Source organism: Gluconobacter sp. Dm-73 (genome assembly GCF_018256215.1).
Taxonomy (GTDB): Bacteria; Pseudomonadota; Alphaproteobacteria; order Acetobacterales; family Acetobacteraceae; genus Gluconobacter; species Gluconobacter cadivus.
Genome location: NZ_JAERLW010000005.1, coordinates 102,105 through 120,949 on the forward strand (window position 1 = coordinate 102,105; position 18,845 = coordinate 120,949).

Sequence of the window (18,845 nt, forward strand, 5' to 3'; positions counted from 1 at the left end):
TTCCAGACTTGAAGAAATATAAGGTCAGGTTGTGGAGAGTGTTACAGGACAGTGCCTGAATGGCGCAACAAACCGGTGAGAAAAATATTCAAGCCATACTTCCGCTGGAGACCGCAGACCATGCAGTGACAAAGCCACAATCAGAACGCCCACAAGAAGCACTACAACAGACCAATCAGGCTTCTTTTGTTTCGAGGATGTCTGTATTTCCCGATAGCGTGCAAACGTCAGCAACAGAACGCCCAGCATTCCCAAAGCGCCCCCCACACACACCTCGGCAACGGAATGGACATGCAACCAGACACGTGCAGCGCCAGCGAGCAGTGCAATCGCCAGAGCCCCCATAAAACCCGCGATCGACAGCCTGCCAAACAGCACAATCATGCTGCCATAGACAAACGTCGTACCTGCTGTATGCCCGCTCGGGCTGTAAAGATTCTGGCCCGGAAGCCGGCCGCATGCTTCAAACTCCAGTTTGAGCACCAGCATTCCGCCAAACACCACGATCACCAGAGCCAGCCATTGGAAAAATATTTTCCGCCGCGCCTGCACGATCAACAGAAGACCAGTCAGGGCCATCACCGGCCACAGGATATTTTCGTCTCCGAAGTCGCTAAAAAACCCGATAAGACTTATGAGACCGTCAGGCACGCACCCGCTTTCCCGCTTTGGTCTGAAGGCGAATCAACGATGACACCAACATGGCCAGCATCACATAAAAATCCATCGTTCCCAGAACGGGCCCTGAAATCAGGGTCGCCACCGTTCGCCCGAGCAGGGCAGTAAATGTTGCCTCGATCATCCATGCATCAAGCGATCGTTCACCCGCTGCCGCCTTGATCGTGCGATAGATTTTCAGAAACAGGCTTCCATTCCAGATCACCAAAATCAGAACACCTACAACGCCTATCGTAGCCAGAAAGCCTGGAAGAAGACTGGAGGAACGGTCACTTCCCCAACCGGTCCCAAGGCCATAGGTGTCAAATGCAAGTTGGTACGAATCAGCGTCCTTCTGGGTCCGCTCCTCATAAGAAGCCGACTGTTTCTTGTCCTGAGTTTCCAGCATGACTACCGCCGCCGCTTTTACAACATCAGGCGCAAAAGCCGTCAGAGCCAATGTCGTCACCCCCATACACACTATTCCGCCTGCAATGAACATCATCAGACGTCGGAACAATCGCCTCTCACGACTTAATACGGCGTAAACGATCAACAGGACCAATCCAGCCAGCATGGCGACATATCCCGTCGTCGACGTCGTCATCAGCAGACACAGGGTACTCATGAAAATCATTAACCGTGTCGCCCAGTTTCCATACCCTCTCAGAGTGGACCATACGGTTGAATAAAGCGTCCCTGTGAGAAATGTCGCACAGGATGAAGGTTCGGTGAAGGTTGCATTGATGCGCGGCACCGGGCCGCTCATCTGCCCATCAAGCACGGCCCAGCCTGGATTGGAGTAGAAAAGTTCTTTCGGAAACGGAATACTTCCGACCAGACGGTGCGCCATCTCCCAGAAACCGATCCCACACGCCAGAGCGGCTCCCAGAAGATAGGCATTGTAAAGCCGACGTGGATCAGCCTCACGCCGGGTCAGAAAAAAAACAGTCATGACAAACATGACAAGATCTAAAACCAGATAACAATCCTGGGTCATGTTCCCGCGCGTGGGCGCAAGCGGAACACGGGCGGCTACGTCGTCCATTTTCTGGGGCCAAACCAGCACAACCCCTTCAAACAAACGGGGCAGCAGAATGGAACCAAGGAGCGCCCAGAAAAACGAGATAAAAAGCGGCACGCAAAATTTGAGGGTCGGTCCAACCGCGGGGAACTTGACCCCCAGCATGAACTGAAGACCCATGAACGCAATGAAGAGCATGCCCGGAGCCATTGTCGGCTGCAGGCCAAGCCCTCCCATGACCAGAACCGCTGCCGCCTGAAAAATGCCTCCTATGAGAGTCAATTCCAACAGACGCTGCGGATCTTTCCTAAAGAAGAAAATGAAGCTGAGGGGCCAGAAAATCAGCCCCATCGCGGTCAGAGGCATATCAGACCCTGTCGTTCGGCCGGGATGGCATGAAGTCTTGCCATTGCTGTTCGACAAAGGATGTGAAGCGTGAGCGGAACAGCTCTTCCGAAAAACGGAGAGCGTTCTGATGACATAGTTCCGGGGTCATATCCTGTTCATGCTCTTCGAACTCCTGAACAGCTGCGACGATGCTTTCCGCGCTTTGGGTATCAAAAAGAAGACCTGTCACGCCTGACTGGACGATATCGCACGCCCCCCCGCGACCATAAGCAATCACCGGCGTTCCTGCTGCCTGCGCCTCAACCAACGAAATACCGAAATCTTCTTCGCCCGCATAGACGAAAGCCTTGGCGCCACCCAGCGTCGACTGGAGTTCAGCATCGGACACATGTCCCTTGATCGAGATATTCGGAGCGTCTCCGGCCTTTTCCCGAACAAGTTCCAGATCTGTACCACCGCCAATAACGATCAGTGTCTTATCAGGCATGTTCCTGAAGGCTTCGACCACCAGATCAATCCGCTTGTAAGGCACCAGCCGCGACACCACGACGTAGTAGTCCTTTTTCACCTGTGCGACCGAAAAACGCTCCAGATTAACGGGAGGCGGAATAACCGCAGCCTCACGCCGCCATGTCTTTCGTATCCGCCGGGCGATATAATTGGAATTGGCGATAAAAGCATCCACTCCGGCCGCGGCACGAACGTCCCAGTTCCTCAGGCGATGGAAAAGCCAGCGGATATAGAAGCCCCGCAAGCCACGATTCAACCCGCTCTGGCGAAGATAGGTGTTCTGGAAATCCCACGCATACCGCATCGGCGAATGCACATAAGACACATGCAACTGATCAGGGCCTGTAATGACGCCCTTTGCCACTGCGTGATGACTGGAGATGACGATATCGAATCCACTGAGATCCCACTGCTCCACAGCAAGCGGCATCAGACCAAGATAATGCCTGAAAAGGCGACGTGCGAAGGGCAGTTTCTGAATGAATGACGTCTGGATTTTACGGCCACCGAGCCGCGCCCGGTCTTTTGGAGACAAAAAATCCACCACGGCAAAGATTTTTGCATCCGGGTAACACTTAATTAATTGCTCGATGACAAGCTCGGAGCCGGCCCAATTTTCAAGCCATTCATGTACGATCGCAACTCGGATGGATTCCATGTCTCTTTTTTCTCATTCTGCTGCCATCGAACGCCAGTCAATGGCAGGTGCCTGCACTCATTCAACGAAACCCGCGTCGGTGGAAGATACATCGCCCATCGCTGGCAGCGGAATTGGACTTGCGGCGTTTCTGGGAACATTCATCTGGATCGCTGGCGGTTACTGGCTCTTTTCCTGAGCTGTTGCCACTTGAGAGTAACAACCCAGTAAGAGCCTGCGACGCCCGGCATCAGAAATGCCGTTCGTATACCTTGATGACATCTCCCGGCTTTACGAAATTCTGGGGATAAAGCAGTCCGGCGACCGTATAATTTCCCTCTTGGCGGATTGTGTAGGCATATCGCTCCCACGACCGGTAAGTGAACCCACCAGCCGCAGCGACAGCTGACAGCATCGTCATGCCCGGCTGATACGCATATTGCCCCGGATGTTCGACTTCGCCGATTATTGAAATCAAACGGTAGGCCGTAACCTGAACCGCAATCTTCGCATCCCGAAGAATGGCTTTCTGTCGCAGAGCCGTTGTAACCTGTTGGCCAAGCTGTTCCGTCGTCAGACCCGACGCGTGAACGTTCCCGAGTAACGGGATATCAATGTCGCCTGCACTGTCGATTCGAAAATCAGAGGTCAGCTGATCCTGCCCGTAGGTTATCAGACGCACCTCGTCATCGGTTCCAAGACGATACTGCACTGGATCGTAGACAGGAACCGGGGAAAGACCGGCACCCGGGCTACAGGCCGCTAGAGCAATGCCCGATATGGGAAAAAGGATATATTTCCGCACACTCTGTAACAGCGACATTCGGGAGATTTCTGTCATGATGAGAACTTTATCATAATTGATATTTCACACTTATCATAGCCATATCGATGCTGTATCGGCTGCTCCCCGAAGCATTCGTATTTCGATAGACGTTAGAAGCCTCAAGAGAAAAATGCTGGTCCAATGCCCAGTCCACGCCAACGTTGAAGTTGGCATTCAGCTGGGACGTCATCGTCTGATACAACGGGGTATTGTTGAAGATAGCCGGGCTCTGTCCAGCTCCGCCCTGTTGAATCTGGAAGCCGGCGTGCAGGACGACATTACGGGAATAGACCTGACGGATATCAAGAGCAGCGGTCGTATAAACAAAACCGATCACGCTTTCAAAAGCACTATCAGAAATCCCACGTGATACGGTCAGCGACACTCGCGTCATGCGTGTAGGGGTCCATGTCCCACGCAGCTCTGCATAAAACGTATTGAGGGTTTTATAGGCTGAGACATTATAGAATCGATTCTGATACCCCCCCAAAACACGAATACTGAAAGGACCCGGCATTTCATAATCATAGCCGAGCAGAGCTGAAAAACCGTTGGAATCTCGTGAAGGAAGATGAAACCGGTTATTGGAGTACCGGATCTCAACACCCTGCCCGATCAGCAACAGATCGCTGCCTTCCGCAAGGCTGTAACGCACCCCAACGCCTTCAGAGAAAAGGAGCCGGTCACGATAGGACTGATGCAGATAGATGTTATCGCCTGGAAGGTCTGTGAAAAGGAAACGCTTCAGATCGAAGTTCGGAATGATCGACAATCTTCCGCGCGTCTCGATCCTATCATCCAGACTGAGATCTTCCGTAAAATAAGGAATGGGCTGATTGACCTCAGCAGCCCCCAGATCAGATGGCATCTGGGTCATCTTCTCATGATCAAACCGATAAGAGAGGCGATGGCGGCCGATCTTTTCATATCCGCGCAGAAAGGCCGTCCAGTTCGTCTGGTTCTGTAATTTCCGCTCCGGATAATACTGCTGGCTAACGGTAGCCCCGATATCAAGCAGTCTTCGATTTTGGGTCAGCAGCCCTTCAAGATTGGCATTGGTTACACTGGCTGCACTTGGAACCCCGCCCATCATCTGGTCGGCATTGTTGGTATAGCCCCATCCTTCGGACGCCCCTCCACTAATCGCCCAAGGCCCATATTGCAGACCCTGTGATCCATAGCGACGATCCGTATCAGACTGAAACGCATCGACAGAAAGGCCGTCTTCGGCGCTTCCCAGCGCAGAGAGATTCTGTGTCACGACCTGCGCATGCGCCGCCCCGCTCAGAAACAGGGAGAGCTGCGAGGCGATCCCGATCTCAAGCGCAAAAAACAGACGCAAACCAGTTTTTTCACGACACACGAACATAGGACCTCTTCTAACAGAAAAAGATCCACCCAGAAATGCTTCGATTGCAGCAATAGCGACAGATATGAGACATATACGCTATGACGATTTATTAATTGTCAATATTGTAGACGTACATATGTTTTTGTGTCTATAAAAGCCTTAATTACCGATAGATCGTTATTTTTGTACCCGTTCGCCCGGAGACTAATTGGGGAACAACGCTGCTATCGCATCCGGTAGCATCTTTGAAATGCAGAGAGCCGATGAGCCTATTTCCTTCTTCTTTCCCCCAAGACGCTCTCGAAATTTTTCCAGACAGGGAAGCCTTAACTGCGCCCGACGGCGTGCGCTCCCGATTAACATCTGATCGCTCATCAAGGATTTTTTTCGTCTTTCTTGTGAGTGACGTGATCGCTTTATGCTTTTCGGTACTGTTTGGCAGTTGGGTCGCCTCAGTCCTGCACAACATGTCCTCTGGAAACCCAGCTTTTCTGGATGCCCGTATCAACGCGGTGCACACGATGGGCTCTCTTATGCCCATCTGCCTCGGCGTTCTCCTCTATATGTTTGCGAGTGGAGAATACCGCATCCGGTTTCCGTTCTGGAGTGAGTTCGGGCGCCTGATCACAGCCGCTTTCTGTGCCTTGCTGGCGACAGGTTTCTGGGCCTTCGCCTTTCAGATTTCCGGACCACGCTCTGCGCTTCTGCTGCCTTGGATTATCTTTCCCTTCTTTGGCGAATTCATGCGGCAGTGCGCCAGGCGCATTCTCCACGCGCTGCGGTTATGGCAAATTCCTACGGTCCTGATCGGAAACGAGACCGAAACTGCTCAGGTACGTCATGTTCTGGCCAGCGAAACGCTCTCCAGCTACGAAATCATCGGATCCCTGAGCCCCGAAGCCGCAATAGGGTCTCTGCTGGCTTCTGAAAATGCGAATGCATCTTCGAGGTTTCAGTTTCTCCTCTGCCTCGACCCGACCGACACGTATTCACGCGATATCATCGAGTGGCTGACGCGTCGGCGTGTTCCTTTTGCGCTGATCCCGCAGATTTCCGGGATGCCCACGCATGGCCTGACACAATCGTCCTATTTCAGCCACGACACCATTATTCTGTCCTACAAGAGCAATCTGGAAAATCCGCTTCAGCGCAGGCTCAAATTCACCTTTGATTTCCTCGCCGCCCTGCTTCTCTTCATTCTGGTCCTGCCCGTTTATGTGATCCTCTATGTCCTGATTGCTCTGGACGGTGGTCAGCCAATCTATGGTCATCGACGGATTGGCCAGAACGGGCGTGAGTTCAAATGTCTGAAATTCCGCTCAATGGCGAAGAATTCCGATGAACTGCTGAAGCAGCTTCTGGAGACCGATCCTCTTGCCGCGGCCGAATGGCAGGAAACCCAGAAACTTCGCAATGATCCCAGAATCACCCGTGTTGGTCACTTCATCCGGAAAACGAGCCTTGATGAACTGCCGCAGCTCCTCAACGTATTACGCGGCGATATGAGCCTGGTCGGGCCACGACCCATTGTTCAGGCAGAAGTCCGTCATTACGGCGAGAATTTCGATTATTACCAAGCCATCCGTCCTGGAATTACCGGGCTGTGGCAGGTCAGTGGCAGAAGCGATACCGGCTATGCTGAACGCGTCCAGCTGGATCGATGGTATGTGCGTAACTGGACTTTGTGGCACGATATCGCAATTCTTGCGAAAACCCTACCCGCCGTTTTCCTGAGACGCGGCGCACGGTGAGCAGGACACATCACTCATGAGCCAGATTTCCGGTGCAATGCCCCCACAACAGTATTCCCCGATGGACATTGGTCCTGCCCCCGAGCAGGAATTTGCCGGTTTCGGTAGAATTTTCTCCATCCTGCGCCAACACAAACTTCTGATGTGTTCCGTTGCGGGCGGCACTTTCCTTCTGGGAGCGGCCGCTATTGCGACACTGAAGCCCTATTACGAATCTGTCGCCGAAATTGCGATCGGTGCACGAGGCATGATTTCCCCATCGGAACTCAGTCCTTATGCAGACCGTGCTCTGGATCTGGTCGCCCTTAATACCCAGATTGATATCCTCAAAAGCCCAACCATTGCCCTGATGGTGACGCAGCGTTTGCACCTCGCGGACACTCCTGAATACGTCAAGGCTTTGAATCCTTCTTTTGTGTCACAACTCAAGAAAAGACTTGGCCTTCAAAAAGCCTCCCCTCCTCTGACGCCGCAGCAACGTAACGAGTTGGTTTCCGGTCTGCTCATGGGGAAAGTTCACATCAGCAATGATGGGCGCTCCGCGATCATAGGAATTACTGCACGATCTGCAGGTCCTGATCTGGCGCCCGCCATCGCCAATGGCTACGTCAAAGCCTATCTCGACTTCGAGCAACAGGCCAAGATTCAGGCCGCACGGAACGCGAGCCTCCTTCTGGAGGAACAGATCGCTCCTTTGCGCCAAAGATCAATCCAAGCCGAACAGGAGCTCTCGCGGTACAGGCAGGAGCATAATCTCTACCTGCTGGGCGATGATTCGGGCGGCGATTCGGGTCGGACGGCCCGTATTGCACTGCCTGCCACACCCAATGACCTTCATCTGACACAGATGAATCATGAACTCGGCGAAGCAGAGGCAGATCTGGCGAGCAAGCAGGCTATTTATCACGAGGCTGCTTCTAGCGGTAACGTTGGAACCATTACTGCCATCACCGCCTCCCCCCTGATTCAAGGCCTCAGACTTCAGCAGACCCAGATCAACGCCCGTATTTCGACACTCGCATCCACGGCACTGGAACAGAACCCGGAGCTGGTCGCAGCCCGCGCCCAGGCCGCACGCATCGATGCCCAGATTGCGGCAGAGAGCCAGAAACTTCTTCAGAATTTGCGTTACGAAGCGGACGCTGCCCAGCAGCGGGTCAATGCTTTAAAAGAGCGCACTAACGCCCTGCAGGCGAATGTCACGGAGGAAGAACACGCAGACATCCGGCTTCGCCAGCTTGTGGGGGAAGCAACTGCGGCACAGACCCTGTATCGTGACTACCTCTCACGCCTTGGTCAGGTGTCCGCAGAAACCACCATTCAGCAGGCAGAGGCGCGCCTGATTACACCGGCAAACCAGCCTCTGGGGCCGGCGGGGCCGCCCAAGAAGCAGTATGGCATATTGTTGTTCCTGGTTTCTCTGGGGCTGGGCGCTGGTGCGGCCCTTCTACGTGACCGCTCCCGCAGCAGTCTGCGGACGCTCGCCGAACTAGAGCAGCAGACACGGCTGTTCGGGCTCGGCGCACTCCCGCGTTTCAGAGGCTCGCTTCGCGAACAACTGACATCCGGAGACTCCCTGTATGGCCGGATGCTCAACTCCATGCGGGCTATCCTGACCTTCGGCAATCCCTCGATCCGTACGAAGATCACGGTCATCACCTCTGCGGAGAGCGGCGAAGGAAAGACCACGCTCGCCATTTCGCTGGCTGCCAGCATCGGGGCACTCGGCAAACGCGCTCTTCTGATCGACTGTGATGCCCATCGGCCCAGCGTCCTGCGGGCGCTCGACCTCAGAGCACACGAAGAAGGTTTCATCCATGATGCCCTCCCGGGGCTGGATATTTTCGTCGCCAGCCAGACAGGCGAACCCGGCGTCCTGAATTTCGGCGCCCTCGGAGAATTTCTGGAGAAGCATCGCGGCGAATATGATCAGATCATTATCGACACGCCACCCATTCTGAGCTTTCCCGAAGCGGGCGTTCTGGCGTCCTTTGCCGAAGGTGTCATCATCGCCGTCAAATGGCATCAGACATCCGCAAGTGCCGTGATCGAAACGCAGAGAATTTTGCGGACACATCACGCAAACTGTCTGGGCGCGGTCCTGACCTTTGTTGATATCGAAAACCTGCGACCGGAAGAAAGCCTTCGTATGGGTGATTATTCACACTATCGCAAACTTGTTTCTTCTTCGTAATGGCTGTTTCTCCAATGAGCAAATTTTTCCTTAACGGACGCTTTTCCGTCCAGTCGCTCAGTGGCGTTCAGCGTTTTGCGACGGAAATTACGCGTGCCCTTTCGGAAATCTGGCCTGCAGATCTGCCACATCCAGAACTCCTGACACCCCGGACAAATCCCGGGACTTCAGTGTCTGTCGATCTTGGTTTTCCTGCACGTTCCTGTGGCCGGTTCCAGGGACAGATCTGGGAACAGATTGATCTGCCAAAAGCCGCAGCATCAGGTTTACTCGTGAATCTGGGCAATACGGCCCCTCTTCGTCTGTCATCGCGGCATAGTCGACAGCTAGTTGTCATTCATGATGCCGGTGTCTTTTCAACGCCACAGTCTTACTCGCGTCAGTTTCGCGCCTATTACAAGATTTTGCATCGCCTTCTGGCGATGGGCAAAACACGCATCGTTACGGTCTCAGAGTTTTCCAGAAATGACATCGCACGTCATTTAAAGATCGATCCTGCACGTATCAGCGTCATCACCGAGGGTGCGGATCATGCCACCCGTATTGCGGCGGACAGATCCGTTTTAGAGACCCATGGTCTGGAAAGCGGAAAATACGTTCTGGCAGTTGGCAACAAAGCACCTCACAAAGATTTTGCAGCCCTTGATCACCTGGCCGCAACGCTGGGTCAGCGCGGGATCAAACTCGTCATCAGCGGTGGAATGAACGGACGCGTTTTCAGCGCAGGCGCTCCTGATCTGCAACACGCAGCCTATGTCGGCAGGGTCACGGATGCGGAACTGCACGCGCTCTACAGCGAAGCCGCGTGTTTTGTCTTTCCGTCCATCTATGAAGGTTTCGGCCTCCCGCCCGTAGAAGCTATGGCAGCCGGTTGTCCAGTTGTTGCACGCGATATTCCCGTCTTGCGCGAAGTATGCGGTCAGGCCGCCCTGTTCGGCCGAGCCCCCGCCGATCTGACGGCGCGTGTCATTGAATTGCTCGACAATCACGAGCGCGCCAATGACCTTCGCCGCGCGGGTTACGAACAGGTTCAAAAATACCACTGGACGATCGCCGCAAGACAGCTCCTAGACATCATGCGCGAGGAATCTGCCAAATGCTGACAGCTTCCCGCCTATTGGCGATAATGATTGGCATCGCTGCCATCGTACCTGCCTGTGGACAGGACGAGAGCGCAGGCCTTTCCCCAAGAAAGATGGTCTTATGGTGCACAGTCATGGATGGAGCCTCGAAACGCCTTTTCGCGTCTGATCCGGTTCCTACATCCGCACTTAGCCATATGGCTCTATGGAATGCCAACAGTCGTTTCATAACAATCGTCAATAGTCGCTACAATCTGACAATCCGTAACAACGATCATTCATGTTCCGTTTACCTCGATATGACACACGCTACAAAAGCCCGCGACGTGCTCGTCTCCCTAGCGCAACAGCGTGGCAACCGTATTGTAAACGTCGGATCGAATTAATTCATGACCCCCGATACAACCCAGATGCCCTCGGCAGACCTCCTCTGCCCTCACGGTTCTCATGAGGACAACCGACAGATGCAGCCGACACCCACGAACACTGAAGAGACTGTGCTTTTTACAGAAAAAATGCAGGTCGTCGTGGGTATCGCCACCAGTAGCCGTCCAACAATTCTGGCCGAACTCGTGCGTCAACTGGCTCATCAAACGGTCAAACCACACAGAATCATCATCAGTTACGCCAAACCGGACGATATTTCCGCTATTCCCCAGACACTTCGGGACATGGCTTCAGTCGAATTCGTTACCGGGCATCAGGGAGCTGCCGTTCAGCGCAATGTCATCCTTGACCGCCTTAAAGACGAAGATATCGTCCTGTTTTTCGATGACGATTTTTTTCCCCACCCAACATATATCGCCCGTATCATCGAAGCATTTCGTGACAATCCCAATATTCTGGGCGCAACAGGACACGTTCTGGCGGATGGCGCACAAGGGCCCGGTCTGCTGATTGAAGATGCAAACCGTCTGAATGCCCAGGCTGACACAGCGGCAGTTTCTAAAATCGAAGATGCTTTCAACACTTATGGCTGCAACATGGCGTTTCGTTGTGCCGCCATAAAACGTCTTGGCGCGCGCTTCGATGAAAGACTCCCTCTCTATTCCTGGTATGAAGACATAGATTTTTCCCGCTCTCTTCTGCCTCATGGCCGGGTCGTCAAGGTCAACAGCGCACAAGGTGTGCATCTTGGAAACAAGACCGGGAAAGGCTCCGAACTGCGGCTAGGTTACTCCCAGATCATCAATTGCATTTATCTGGCTCAGAAAGGAACGTATCCTTGGTCCAACGCCCTGAAAAGCGCAGGGCGGCATCTCGTTATTAACACCCTGAAATCATTCAGACCAGAATATTACATCGACCGCAAAGGCCGTTTGCTAGGCAATCTGATCGGACTTGGCGACCTGCTGAGGAACCGCATTACGCCAGAACGAGCTGCAAAACTTCATTCAAATAAAAAGGCTTCCTGAGATGCGATTCTCCTTGGTTGTCTCGACTCTGGCCCGCCCTGCCGAAGTCGAGGCCTTCATGCAGGGGTTAGAGAAGCAGACGTTCAAAGATTTCGAAGTCATTCTGGTCGATCAGAGTCAATCGGACATCTACGAAGATCTTGTCGCTCGATACAGCGCCAAATGGCCTTTGAAACACCTTCGCCCCGAGATCAACGGACTGCGTTATGCTCGCAATTTTGGCGCAAACCTCGCAGTGGGCGACCTCATAGCCTTTCCGGACGACGATTGCATTTACGAGCCCGACACGCTGGAACGGGTGAACGCCTATTTCCGCAAAACAGATGATACAGGCTTCATTACTGGTGCCGTGCTCAATCTGGACGGCGCCCCCACAGCCATGGGGCGCTGGCTAAGAAAAAGCCAGAACCTGAATAAGCATAACATCTGGACCGGGCTAATCGAGTTCAATTTTTTCATGCCGCGCAACACGTTTGAAAAAATCAATGGGTTCGATGAAGATCTGGGGATTGGAGCCCCATTTGGGTCTGCAGAGGGCCCTGACCTTGCCCTCCGCCTGATGGCGGTAGGATCGAAAGGGTATCACGATCGCGCCCTTCTGGTCCGCCATATGGACAAACCGCCCACTCTCAACCGTGAACGCGCCTATGACTATGGCATTGGGATGGGGTATGTCCTTCGCAAGAACCGTGCAGCCCTGAAAACAGTCATGACATTCTTTATCCGCCCCTTCGGAGGGATCTGTCTCAGCATCATTCGCAGACGATCTGAAATGACAGCCTATTATTTCAAGATGCTTCAGGGGCGATTGTCTGGATATTTCTGCCAAGCGGCCAGTGAGGCAGCCCGGCATAGTGCAGGAAAAATTCTTTCCTGACAGACGTTTTTTACAAGTGGGAAAGACATACCGCCATGCAAGTTCACTCACTGAAGATCCTCGCGGTCGCTAGCATGGTGGCAGTGTCGATTTCCACTTCTCCTGCCATTGCCCGTCCGAATGATCCTGCCGCGATGATCGCAGCCTGTCCCGCATGGCCAGCCCATTGTCGGGTCGATCTGAACGGGCGCGTTTACAGACTTCAGAACACCCTGCACCTCAATCCGCTTACGACAACTCTGACCAATGGCGTATTGGACGCCTCCAGCCTTCCCGATGGGCAGCCTGCAATCCTTGTCTCATCAGATGGTAAAGGGCAGCCGGAAAGTTACGATACTGCCTCTAACAGCATTGATCATCTTGTTCTGACCGGTCAGTCCAAAGCAGACGGAATCGTTCTGGACAACAAAGATGATGATAACATTCGTGCCGCTGCAATTACGCTGGAAAACGTCTCCATTTCAGGCTTTCGGCGGGGACTGACTTTCGGAAACCATGCCTATGTTTTCGGTCTCTCGCATGTTCAGATCCATAATAACGCGACGGGGATCTATACCATTCCCAACCCCTCGGATGCCGGTGAACGGATTGCGTTGGAAGACGTCAATGTTTTCAACAACACACTCGGCGTCGATGATGAAGGCGGCATGGAGTTGGACTGGCTCGCATCACGTCTCGATTATAACGCGACAACCGCCTTCATTTCCGGTCCGTGGACGTTTGACGGGCATATCGAACTTGCTCCTCCGCAGACGCCTCCGATCCGGTTGCACGCCTTGGTCGGAAAACCAGCAGGTTCTCTTTACATGACCACCGGATCGATCATTCTTGTCAACCAGTCCGGCGGCAAGGCCAGCAGTGATTACTGGGTCCAGAGCGACAGTCCCTACAGCACCATCCAGTTTCCAGCCCAGACTTATGGGGTCCGCGGAAAGATCGGCATCATGAATGGCCCTGCCGCCGTTTATGGTCCCGCCTTTCCGGCGTTCAACCCTCACTGATCAGACAAAGCCCCTGATGAGGTGCAAAGCCTGATCAGGGGGCTGTCGCCTACGCCATCCAGCGTCTGACAGATTCAAGAGCCAGTGTCAGGAGTTCTTCGGCCCGTTCGGAGGTCGCCGACTCAACATATACCCGCAATTCCGGCGCATTCCCGGATGGCCGCAGATGAATGATGTCGCCACGTTCGAACGTCATCCGGATACCGTCCGTCTCATCGACGGTCGCGACAGGCCCACAGGCCTCCACGAAGCCCAAAGCGCCGCTCACAGCCGGAACATCTGCGCGCAGGAGGGCCAGACGGGCCTTGCTTTGCTCTGTCGGGACATCTTTCAGACGGTCGCTCACCGTGAAGCGGGGCGGAAGTGTTTCAAGCAGCTCCGCAAGCCCGCTCTGCCCGCTTCTGACCGAAACCAGCGCACAGAGCATCGGCAGGACGGCATCGCGCGTCGGCAAAGCCACGAGACGTCGGCCGTCATGCTCGATATCGCTGGCGAGCAGAAAGCCCCCATTGGCCTCATAACCAACGGACGGAACATTTCCCTTCTCCACAGCCTCCGTCATGCCTGACACAACAAACGGCGAGCCAATGCGCGTTCTTTGAACGAAGGGCGCAACGCCTGACGCTTCCAGCGCCGTATTGCTGCTGACAGGCGTTGTGACGGAAACGGCGCCAAGTTTGCGGGCCGCGAGAATGCCTAGTACATCCCCCCGGAGCCAGCGACCGTTCTGATCCGCCAACAGCGGTCGATCGGAATCGCCATCCGTCGTGAGGATCGCATCGAACTGTCCAGTCTGCGTCCAGTCCCGTGCGAGAACAACGTCTTCCGGGCGCACGGCTTCCGTATCGACCGAAACGAACACGTCCGAGCGCCCCAAAGGATGCGCTTCCCCCCCGAGGGCTTCGACGACGGACACCAGAACGTCCCGGCCTACAGCGGAATGCTGATAGATCCCGAGTTTCAGACCCGAGAGCGCTGTCGGGCCGAAGAAATCGACATATCTGGCGACATATTCCGGCAGCACATCAGTCAGAGGCGGAACTGCGACGTCAATTTTTAGCGCGCCGTGCTCATCGAACCAGCCATCCGGAAGTGTGACGTCCTCATGCCGCATGGCAGCTTCGTCGCTTTTGAGAAATTCGCCGTGCGCGCGGTTGAACTTGATGCCGTTCCGGTCGTCCGGAATATGGCTTCCCGTCACCATGAGGGACGGAATGCCCCTGCCAAACGCATAGAGGCTCAACGCAGGCGTCGGCACAAAACCGCAGTTTACCGGCTGGCCTTCCATCCAAAGAATGGCAGCCGCACAGGCACGCAGAATACGCGGCGTACTCGGCCGCAGGTCTCCCGCGATGGCGACGGATGTGCCGGGAGTGAACTCACCCAGTGTCTGTAAATGTTTGAGATAGCCGACGGTATACGCAAAACAGACAGCATCCGTCATGGACGTCACAAGCCCACGCGCGCCGCTCGTTCCAAACGCAACGCCTGATTCCACCATCCAGTCAGCTATTTTCATATGTAATCAGTCCCAAACAGTTAGAAAAACAGGCGATGGATGGACATGTCAGTGCCTGATTGCGAGCAGTATGACGCGCTTCTTTTTGCATCCACTCAAGAAGAAGCATTCCCTGTTTTTATGGCTGAGGGTTGCTGCGATGACAACCGTGCAGGTTATCCGAACCAGATCAGATTTCTGGCCCGTCATCGGGGCATCAGCGTGATAAGTCACACTAAATCTTAAAATATCACAGATATATGTGTTCTATATCTCGCAATCGGTGATATGGCTGTCCTTCGAATTTGAGTGTCCCTGACACTGAAGCCGTCTGGAGGGCCAGAAATGCGCCGGGATTTCATCATCGGAATCGATAGCGGTTCCACCACGACCAAAGCCGTTGTGTTTTCGTCCACAGGGGCCATCGTCGGAACAGGGCGACGCCGTGTCGCACAGCACATGGAGCGCCCGCACCATGTCGAGCGCGATATGCACGAAGCGTGGCAGGCCGTTATTGGGTCCATTCGCGATGCGCTGAGCACCGCGGGGCTGGACGGAAATGCCATTGCCTCTGTCGGTGTCACCGCGCACGGGGATGGTGTTTTTCTACTTGACCGCTCAAGAAATCCGCTTGGTCGGGGTATCATGTCGCTCGACAGCCGGGCGACGGCCATTCACGAGCGATGGAAGCGTGACGGCATTTCCGATCTAACGCTCCCGATCGCGGGGCAGCGTCCGTACGTCTATTCGGCCAACACACTTCTTGCCTGGATCCGGGACAACGAACCGGAACGGTATCAGGCAATCGGCTCCGTGATTTTTGCCAAGGACTGGATCCGTTACTGCCTGACGGGTGAAATCGCGACGGATCTGACCGAGGCCAGCACGTCTTTTACCGATCTGTACACGCAGGATTACAGCGACGACCTGCTGGATGTTCTCGGCCTTGCGGACATTCGGAACGCGCTGCCGGAAATGCGCCTCTCCTGTGAGCAGGGTGGCGTTGTGACTGCCGAAGCCGCAGCCCTGACAGGACTTAGAGCCGGAACGCCCGTTTCGGTCGGGTTGCATGATGTGACGGCCGCGGCGGTCGGTCTAGGCCATACCAGAGCGGGCGATCTGTCGATCACGGCTGGGACCTTTTCGATCAACGAGGTTTTCCGTGACCGCCCTGTCGTCGGGGAAGGCTGGGCCTGCCGTGCGGGATATCGCCGCGGGTTGTGGAACTGCATGGCGATTTCTCCAGCATCTTCGAGCAATCTCGAATGGCTGGCAAAAATCCTCATGCCCGGCGATCAGGACGCTGCCCGTGTTCTTTCTGCGGAAATAGAAGCGCGCTTGTCCCAGCCGGGAGCCCGTCCTGCGGTTCCGCTGTATCACCCGTTCCTGTTCGGCTCGCCCTATGACGCCCCCGCCAGCGCGTCCCTGTTCGGTGTGCAGTCCTGGCACGACCGGGCGGACCTGTTTCAGGCAATGGTGGAAGGCACTGTCTTCAATCATCGCGAACATGTCGATGCCCTCAAACAGACCGGACCCGTCCGCAGGATCGGAATTTCGGGAGGTGGAAGCGGACAGCCTGCCATCGCTCAGATGTTCGCGGATATTCTGGGCATGCCTGTCCGCATCCCCGAAGTCCGCGAAGCCGGAGCTTTGGGCGCGGCCCTGACGGCGAGCGTTTCCGTAGGGTTGTACGCAAACCTTGAGGATGCCGTGGCCGCGCAGGACGTGCCGATGCATACCTACAGGCCGCAAGCGGAACGCGAACGGGTTTATGAGGGAATTTATCGCCGCTATGTCGCCCTGACGCAGGCCATGAGGCCGTTCTGGTCAGATCTTTATGATGGCGGAACGTCCTCTCTGAAGCCTGCCGTGGCGGAGCGGTCCCGCGAAAACGATCTCGTGGAGGCCGGGCCGGTTCTGAACTACGCGATGGCCGGCACCATAACGCAGGGAGTTCGGCCATGAGCGGACTGAAAGATATCCGCGAGAATGCGGAGTTCGATGTCGTCATCATCGGGGCCGGTATCAACGGAGCCGGACTATTTCGCGAACTGGCCCTACAGGATCTGCGCGTCCTGCTTGTTGACCGGAGCGACATCTGTTCCGGTGCCTCCTGCGCGCCCTCCCGGCTGATTCATGGCGGCATTAAATATCTCGAGACGGGTGAATTCCGTCTGGTCGCGCAGTCCACTTTGGAGCGCAATCTTCTGCTGCGGAATGCACCGCATGTGGTCAAACCCCTGCCAACGGTTCTGCCAATCCGCTCCTGGTTCGGCGGCATCGTCCCTTCCCTAAGGAAGTTCCTGCGTCTGGGCGGAAAAATGACCGACCGGGGGGCTCTGGTGCTGGAAGCCGGGCTTCAGATCTATGATTTCCTGGGACGCCGCGCGCGTGTCATGCCGCGACACAGCCTCTTCCTCAATCGCAGAACGCGGGAAGAATGGCCGCATATGGCGACGGACATTCTCGCCACCGCACAATATTATGACGCAGCCATCACCCAGCCCGAGCGGCTTGGTTATGAATGTGTGCAGGACGGCCTAAATGTCGGGACCGGCTGCGGGGTTGCGACCTATACCGTTCCGGTTTCATTTGCCGATGGTATTCTGCGCCTTAGGGACAGCATGACCGGAGAGACACGCAACGTCCGGGCGCGGGCGCTTGTGAATGCGGGAGGCGCGTGGATCGATCGCATCAATGCCGTCCTCGGCCAGACGACGCGTTATATCGGCGGCACGAAGGGCTCGCATTTGCTGTTGCGGCACGACGGGCTGCTGCGCGAACTCAAAGGACGCATGATGTATTTCGGAACGCCGGACGGGCGGATCTGTCTGGCCTATCCGTTTTACGGTCACGTTCTGGTCGGCTCAACGGATATCCGGATCGAAGATCCCGATACCGCCACCTGCACCGACGACGAACAGGAGTACATGCTGCGGATGGTCGCGGACCTGTTCCCCGGCTTCAGCTTCAGCGCCGACGACGTGGTTTACCGCTACAGTGGCGTCCGCCCCCTCCCCGCGACCGATGCGTCCGATCCCGGAGCCATCAGCCGCGATCATATCGTGCATGAAAACCGGATTGGAGACACGCCCCTCCTGTCACTGGTTGGCGGGAAATGGACGACATTCCGTGGGCTGGCCGAAGAGGTTGCAGACCGGCTGCTTGAAACGCTGGGCGCTGCACGGCACCTCTCCACAAAGACTTTCCCGATTGGCGGCGGCCGCGATTATCCGGCACCGGAGCGCTATTCCGCGTATCTGGACGAGTTTTTCGTAACCTATGGCATGCCGCGCCAGAGGGCCGGAGTTCTGCTGGAGCGGTACGGATCGCGCGCCCGCGCTTTTGCGACGTTCTGCCAGAAGGAAGCCGACGCGCCATTGCGGACACTCCCGACCTACACACGGCGCGAACTGGCCTTCATCGCTTCGGAAGAACTGGTCCGCACCCTTTCCGATGTTCTCTTTCGCCGAACGCCAATTGCCCTGAGCGGCCTCCTCACACCCGACGTCGTTCTCGAGGTGGGCGGTGTCGTGGGTGCAGCTCTGGGATGGAACGCGCAGGAAACAGACCGGCAGTGCCGCGCCGCTTGGAAAGAAGCGCAGGAGCGCCACAACCTGAAGGGCAACCTCCCCGACACCTCCCCCTCACAGACAGCCCTGAGAGCCTGAACC

The 18,845-nt window shown here is 55.4% G+C and carries 15 protein-coding genes; 9 read left to right on the forward strand and 6 right to left on the reverse strand.

What is annotated here, in order from left to right:
* Positions 1-24: 24 nt before the first annotated feature.
* The 3 genes from JK176_RS06850 to JK176_RS06860 are packed head-to-tail and all read right to left on the reverse strand — an operon-like array spanning position 25 to position 3,197.
* Complete coding sequence (locus JK176_RS06850) at positions 25-651, reverse strand: phosphatase PAP2 family protein (RefSeq protein WP_211587182.1); 627 nt, start codon at positions 649-651, stop codon at positions 25-27.
* The gene (locus JK176_RS06855) at positions 644-2,047 is read right to left on the reverse strand and encodes an O-antigen ligase family protein (RefSeq protein ID WP_211587183.1); all 1,404 of its coding nucleotides are present in this window, start codon (positions 2,045-2,047) and stop codon (positions 644-646) included. Before JK176_RS06855 ends, JK176_RS06850 begins: the two co-directional genes overlap by 8 nt.
* Position 2,048: 1 nt before the next feature.
* On the reverse strand, positions 2,049-3,197 hold the full coding sequence (locus tag JK176_RS06860; protein WP_211587184.1) for a glycosyltransferase: 1,149 nt from the start codon (positions 3,195-3,197) through the stop codon (positions 2,049-2,051).
* Here JK176_RS06860 and JK176_RS06865 point away from each other — a divergent pair.
* The gene (locus JK176_RS06865; protein WP_211587185.1) at positions 3,196-3,375 is read left to right on the forward strand and encodes a hypothetical protein; all 180 of its coding nucleotides are present in this window, start codon (positions 3,196-3,198) and stop codon (positions 3,373-3,375) included. The genes JK176_RS06860 and JK176_RS06865 overlap by 2 nt on opposite strands.
* A gap of 51 nt (positions 3,376-3,426) precedes the next feature.
* Here JK176_RS06865 and JK176_RS06870 read toward each other — a convergent pair whose 3' ends face one another.
* Both JK176_RS06870 and JK176_RS06875 read right to left on the reverse strand, forming a co-directional pair.
* Complete coding sequence (locus JK176_RS06870; RefSeq protein WP_249194301.1) at positions 3,427-4,017, reverse strand: polysaccharide biosynthesis/export family protein; 591 nt, start codon at positions 4,015-4,017, stop codon at positions 3,427-3,429.
* A gap of 13 nt (positions 4,018-4,030) precedes the next feature.
* Positions 4,031-5,344, reverse strand: a complete 1,314-nt coding sequence (locus JK176_RS06875) for an outer membrane beta-barrel protein (RefSeq protein WP_211587186.1) — start codon at positions 5,342-5,344, stop codon at positions 4,031-4,033.
* Positions 5,345-5,616: 272 nt separating this feature from the next.
* Here JK176_RS06875 and wbaP point away from each other — a divergent pair, with 272 nt between their 5' ends.
* The 6 genes from wbaP to JK176_RS06905 all read left to right on the forward strand — a co-directional run bounded on the left by wbaP (position 5,617) and on the right by JK176_RS06905 (position 13,673).
* Positions 5,617-7,104, forward strand: a complete 1,488-nt coding sequence (gene wbaP / locus JK176_RS06880; RefSeq protein WP_249194302.1) for an undecaprenyl-phosphate galactose phosphotransferase WbaP — start codon at positions 5,617-5,619, stop codon at positions 7,102-7,104.
* Between the two features lie 16 nt (positions 7,105-7,120).
* Positions 7,121-9,298 (forward strand): polysaccharide biosynthesis tyrosine autokinase, encoded by a 2,178-nt coding sequence (locus JK176_RS06885; RefSeq protein ID WP_211587188.1) that lies wholly within the window; start codon positions 7,121-7,123, stop codon positions 9,296-9,298.
* Between the two features lie 14 nt (positions 9,299-9,312).
* Positions 9,313-10,401 (forward strand): glycosyltransferase family 1 protein, encoded by a 1,089-nt coding sequence (locus JK176_RS06890; protein ID WP_249194303.1) that lies wholly within the window; start codon positions 9,313-9,315, stop codon positions 10,399-10,401.
* A 443-nt stretch (positions 10,402-10,844) separates the two neighbouring features.
* A complete protein-coding gene (locus JK176_RS06895; protein WP_249194305.1) occupies positions 10,845-11,795 on the forward strand; it encodes a glycosyltransferase family 2 protein in 951 nt (316 codons plus the stop codon).
* Between the two features lies 1 nt (position 11,796).
* A complete protein-coding gene (locus JK176_RS06900) occupies positions 11,797-12,672 on the forward strand; it encodes a glycosyltransferase family 2 protein (protein ID WP_211587190.1) in 876 nt (291 codons plus the stop codon).
* A gap of 35 nt (positions 12,673-12,707) precedes the next feature.
* Positions 12,708-13,673 (forward strand): hypothetical protein, encoded by a 966-nt coding sequence (locus tag JK176_RS06905; protein ID WP_211587191.1) that lies wholly within the window; start codon positions 12,708-12,710, stop codon positions 13,671-13,673.
* Between the two features lie 49 nt (positions 13,674-13,722).
* Here the strand turns inward: JK176_RS06905 and JK176_RS06910 are convergent, their stop codons facing one another.
* Entirely contained in the window at positions 13,723-15,174 is a 1,452-nt protein-coding gene (locus JK176_RS06910) for a phosphomannomutase (protein WP_211587285.1), read from the reverse strand.
* A 342-nt stretch (positions 15,175-15,516) separates the two neighbouring features.
* Between JK176_RS06910 and JK176_RS06915 the strand changes: the two genes are divergently transcribed.
* Together JK176_RS06915 and JK176_RS06920 are read left to right on the forward strand one after the other, a co-directional pair.
* On the forward strand, positions 15,517-17,136 hold the full coding sequence (locus tag JK176_RS06915) for an FGGY-family carbohydrate kinase (RefSeq protein WP_211587192.1): 1,620 nt from the start codon (positions 15,517-15,519) through the stop codon (positions 17,134-17,136).
* On the forward strand, positions 17,133-18,842 hold the full coding sequence (locus JK176_RS06920) for a glycerol-3-phosphate dehydrogenase/oxidase (protein WP_211587193.1): 1,710 nt from the start codon (positions 17,133-17,135) through the stop codon (positions 18,840-18,842). Before JK176_RS06915 ends, JK176_RS06920 begins: the two co-directional genes overlap by 4 nt.
* Positions 18,843-18,845: the final 3 nt, after the last annotated feature.

Bases quoted from the DNA above. Each gene is read 5' to 3' on its own strand.
- JK176_RS06855 (WP_211587183.1), bottom strand. From the start codon at position 2,047: ATGCCTCTGACCGCGATGGGGCTGATTTTCTGGCCCCTCAGCTTCATT.
- JK176_RS06865 (WP_211587185.1), top strand. From the start codon at position 3,196: ATGTCTCTTTTTTCTCATTCTGCTGCCATCGAACGCCAGTCAATGGCA.
- JK176_RS06860 (WP_211587184.1), bottom strand. From the start codon at position 3,197: ATGGAATCCATCCGAGTTGCGATCGTACATGAATGGCTTGAAAATTGG.
- JK176_RS06870 (WP_249194301.1), bottom strand. From the start codon at position 4,017: ATGACAGAAATCTCCCGAATGTCGCTGTTACAGAGTGTGCGGAAATAT.
- wbaP (WP_249194302.1), top strand. From the start codon at position 5,617: ATGAGCCTATTTCCTTCTTCTTTCCCCCAAGACGCTCTCGAAATTTTT.
- JK176_RS06885 (WP_211587188.1), top strand. From the start codon at position 7,121: ATGAGCCAGATTTCCGGTGCAATGCCCCCACAACAGTATTCCCCGATG.
- JK176_RS06890 (WP_249194303.1), top strand. From the start codon at position 9,313: ATGAGCAAATTTTTCCTTAACGGACGCTTTTCCGTCCAGTCGCTCAGT.
- JK176_RS06895 (WP_249194305.1), top strand. From the start codon at position 10,845: ATGCAGCCGACACCCACGAACACTGAAGAGACTGTGCTTTTTACAGAA.
- JK176_RS06900 (WP_211587190.1), top strand. From the start codon at position 11,797: ATGCGATTCTCCTTGGTTGTCTCGACTCTGGCCCGCCCTGCCGAAGTC.
- JK176_RS06905 (WP_211587191.1), top strand. From the start codon at position 12,708: ATGCAAGTTCACTCACTGAAGATCCTCGCGGTCGCTAGCATGGTGGCA.
- JK176_RS06910 (WP_211587285.1), bottom strand. From the start codon at position 15,174: ATGGTGGAATCAGGCGTTGCGTTTGGAACGAGCGGCGCGCGTGGGCTT.
- JK176_RS06915 (WP_211587192.1), top strand. From the start codon at position 15,517: ATGCGCCGGGATTTCATCATCGGAATCGATAGCGGTTCCACCACGACC.
- JK176_RS06920 (WP_211587193.1), top strand. From the start codon at position 17,133: ATGAGCGGACTGAAAGATATCCGCGAGAATGCGGAGTTCGATGTCGTC.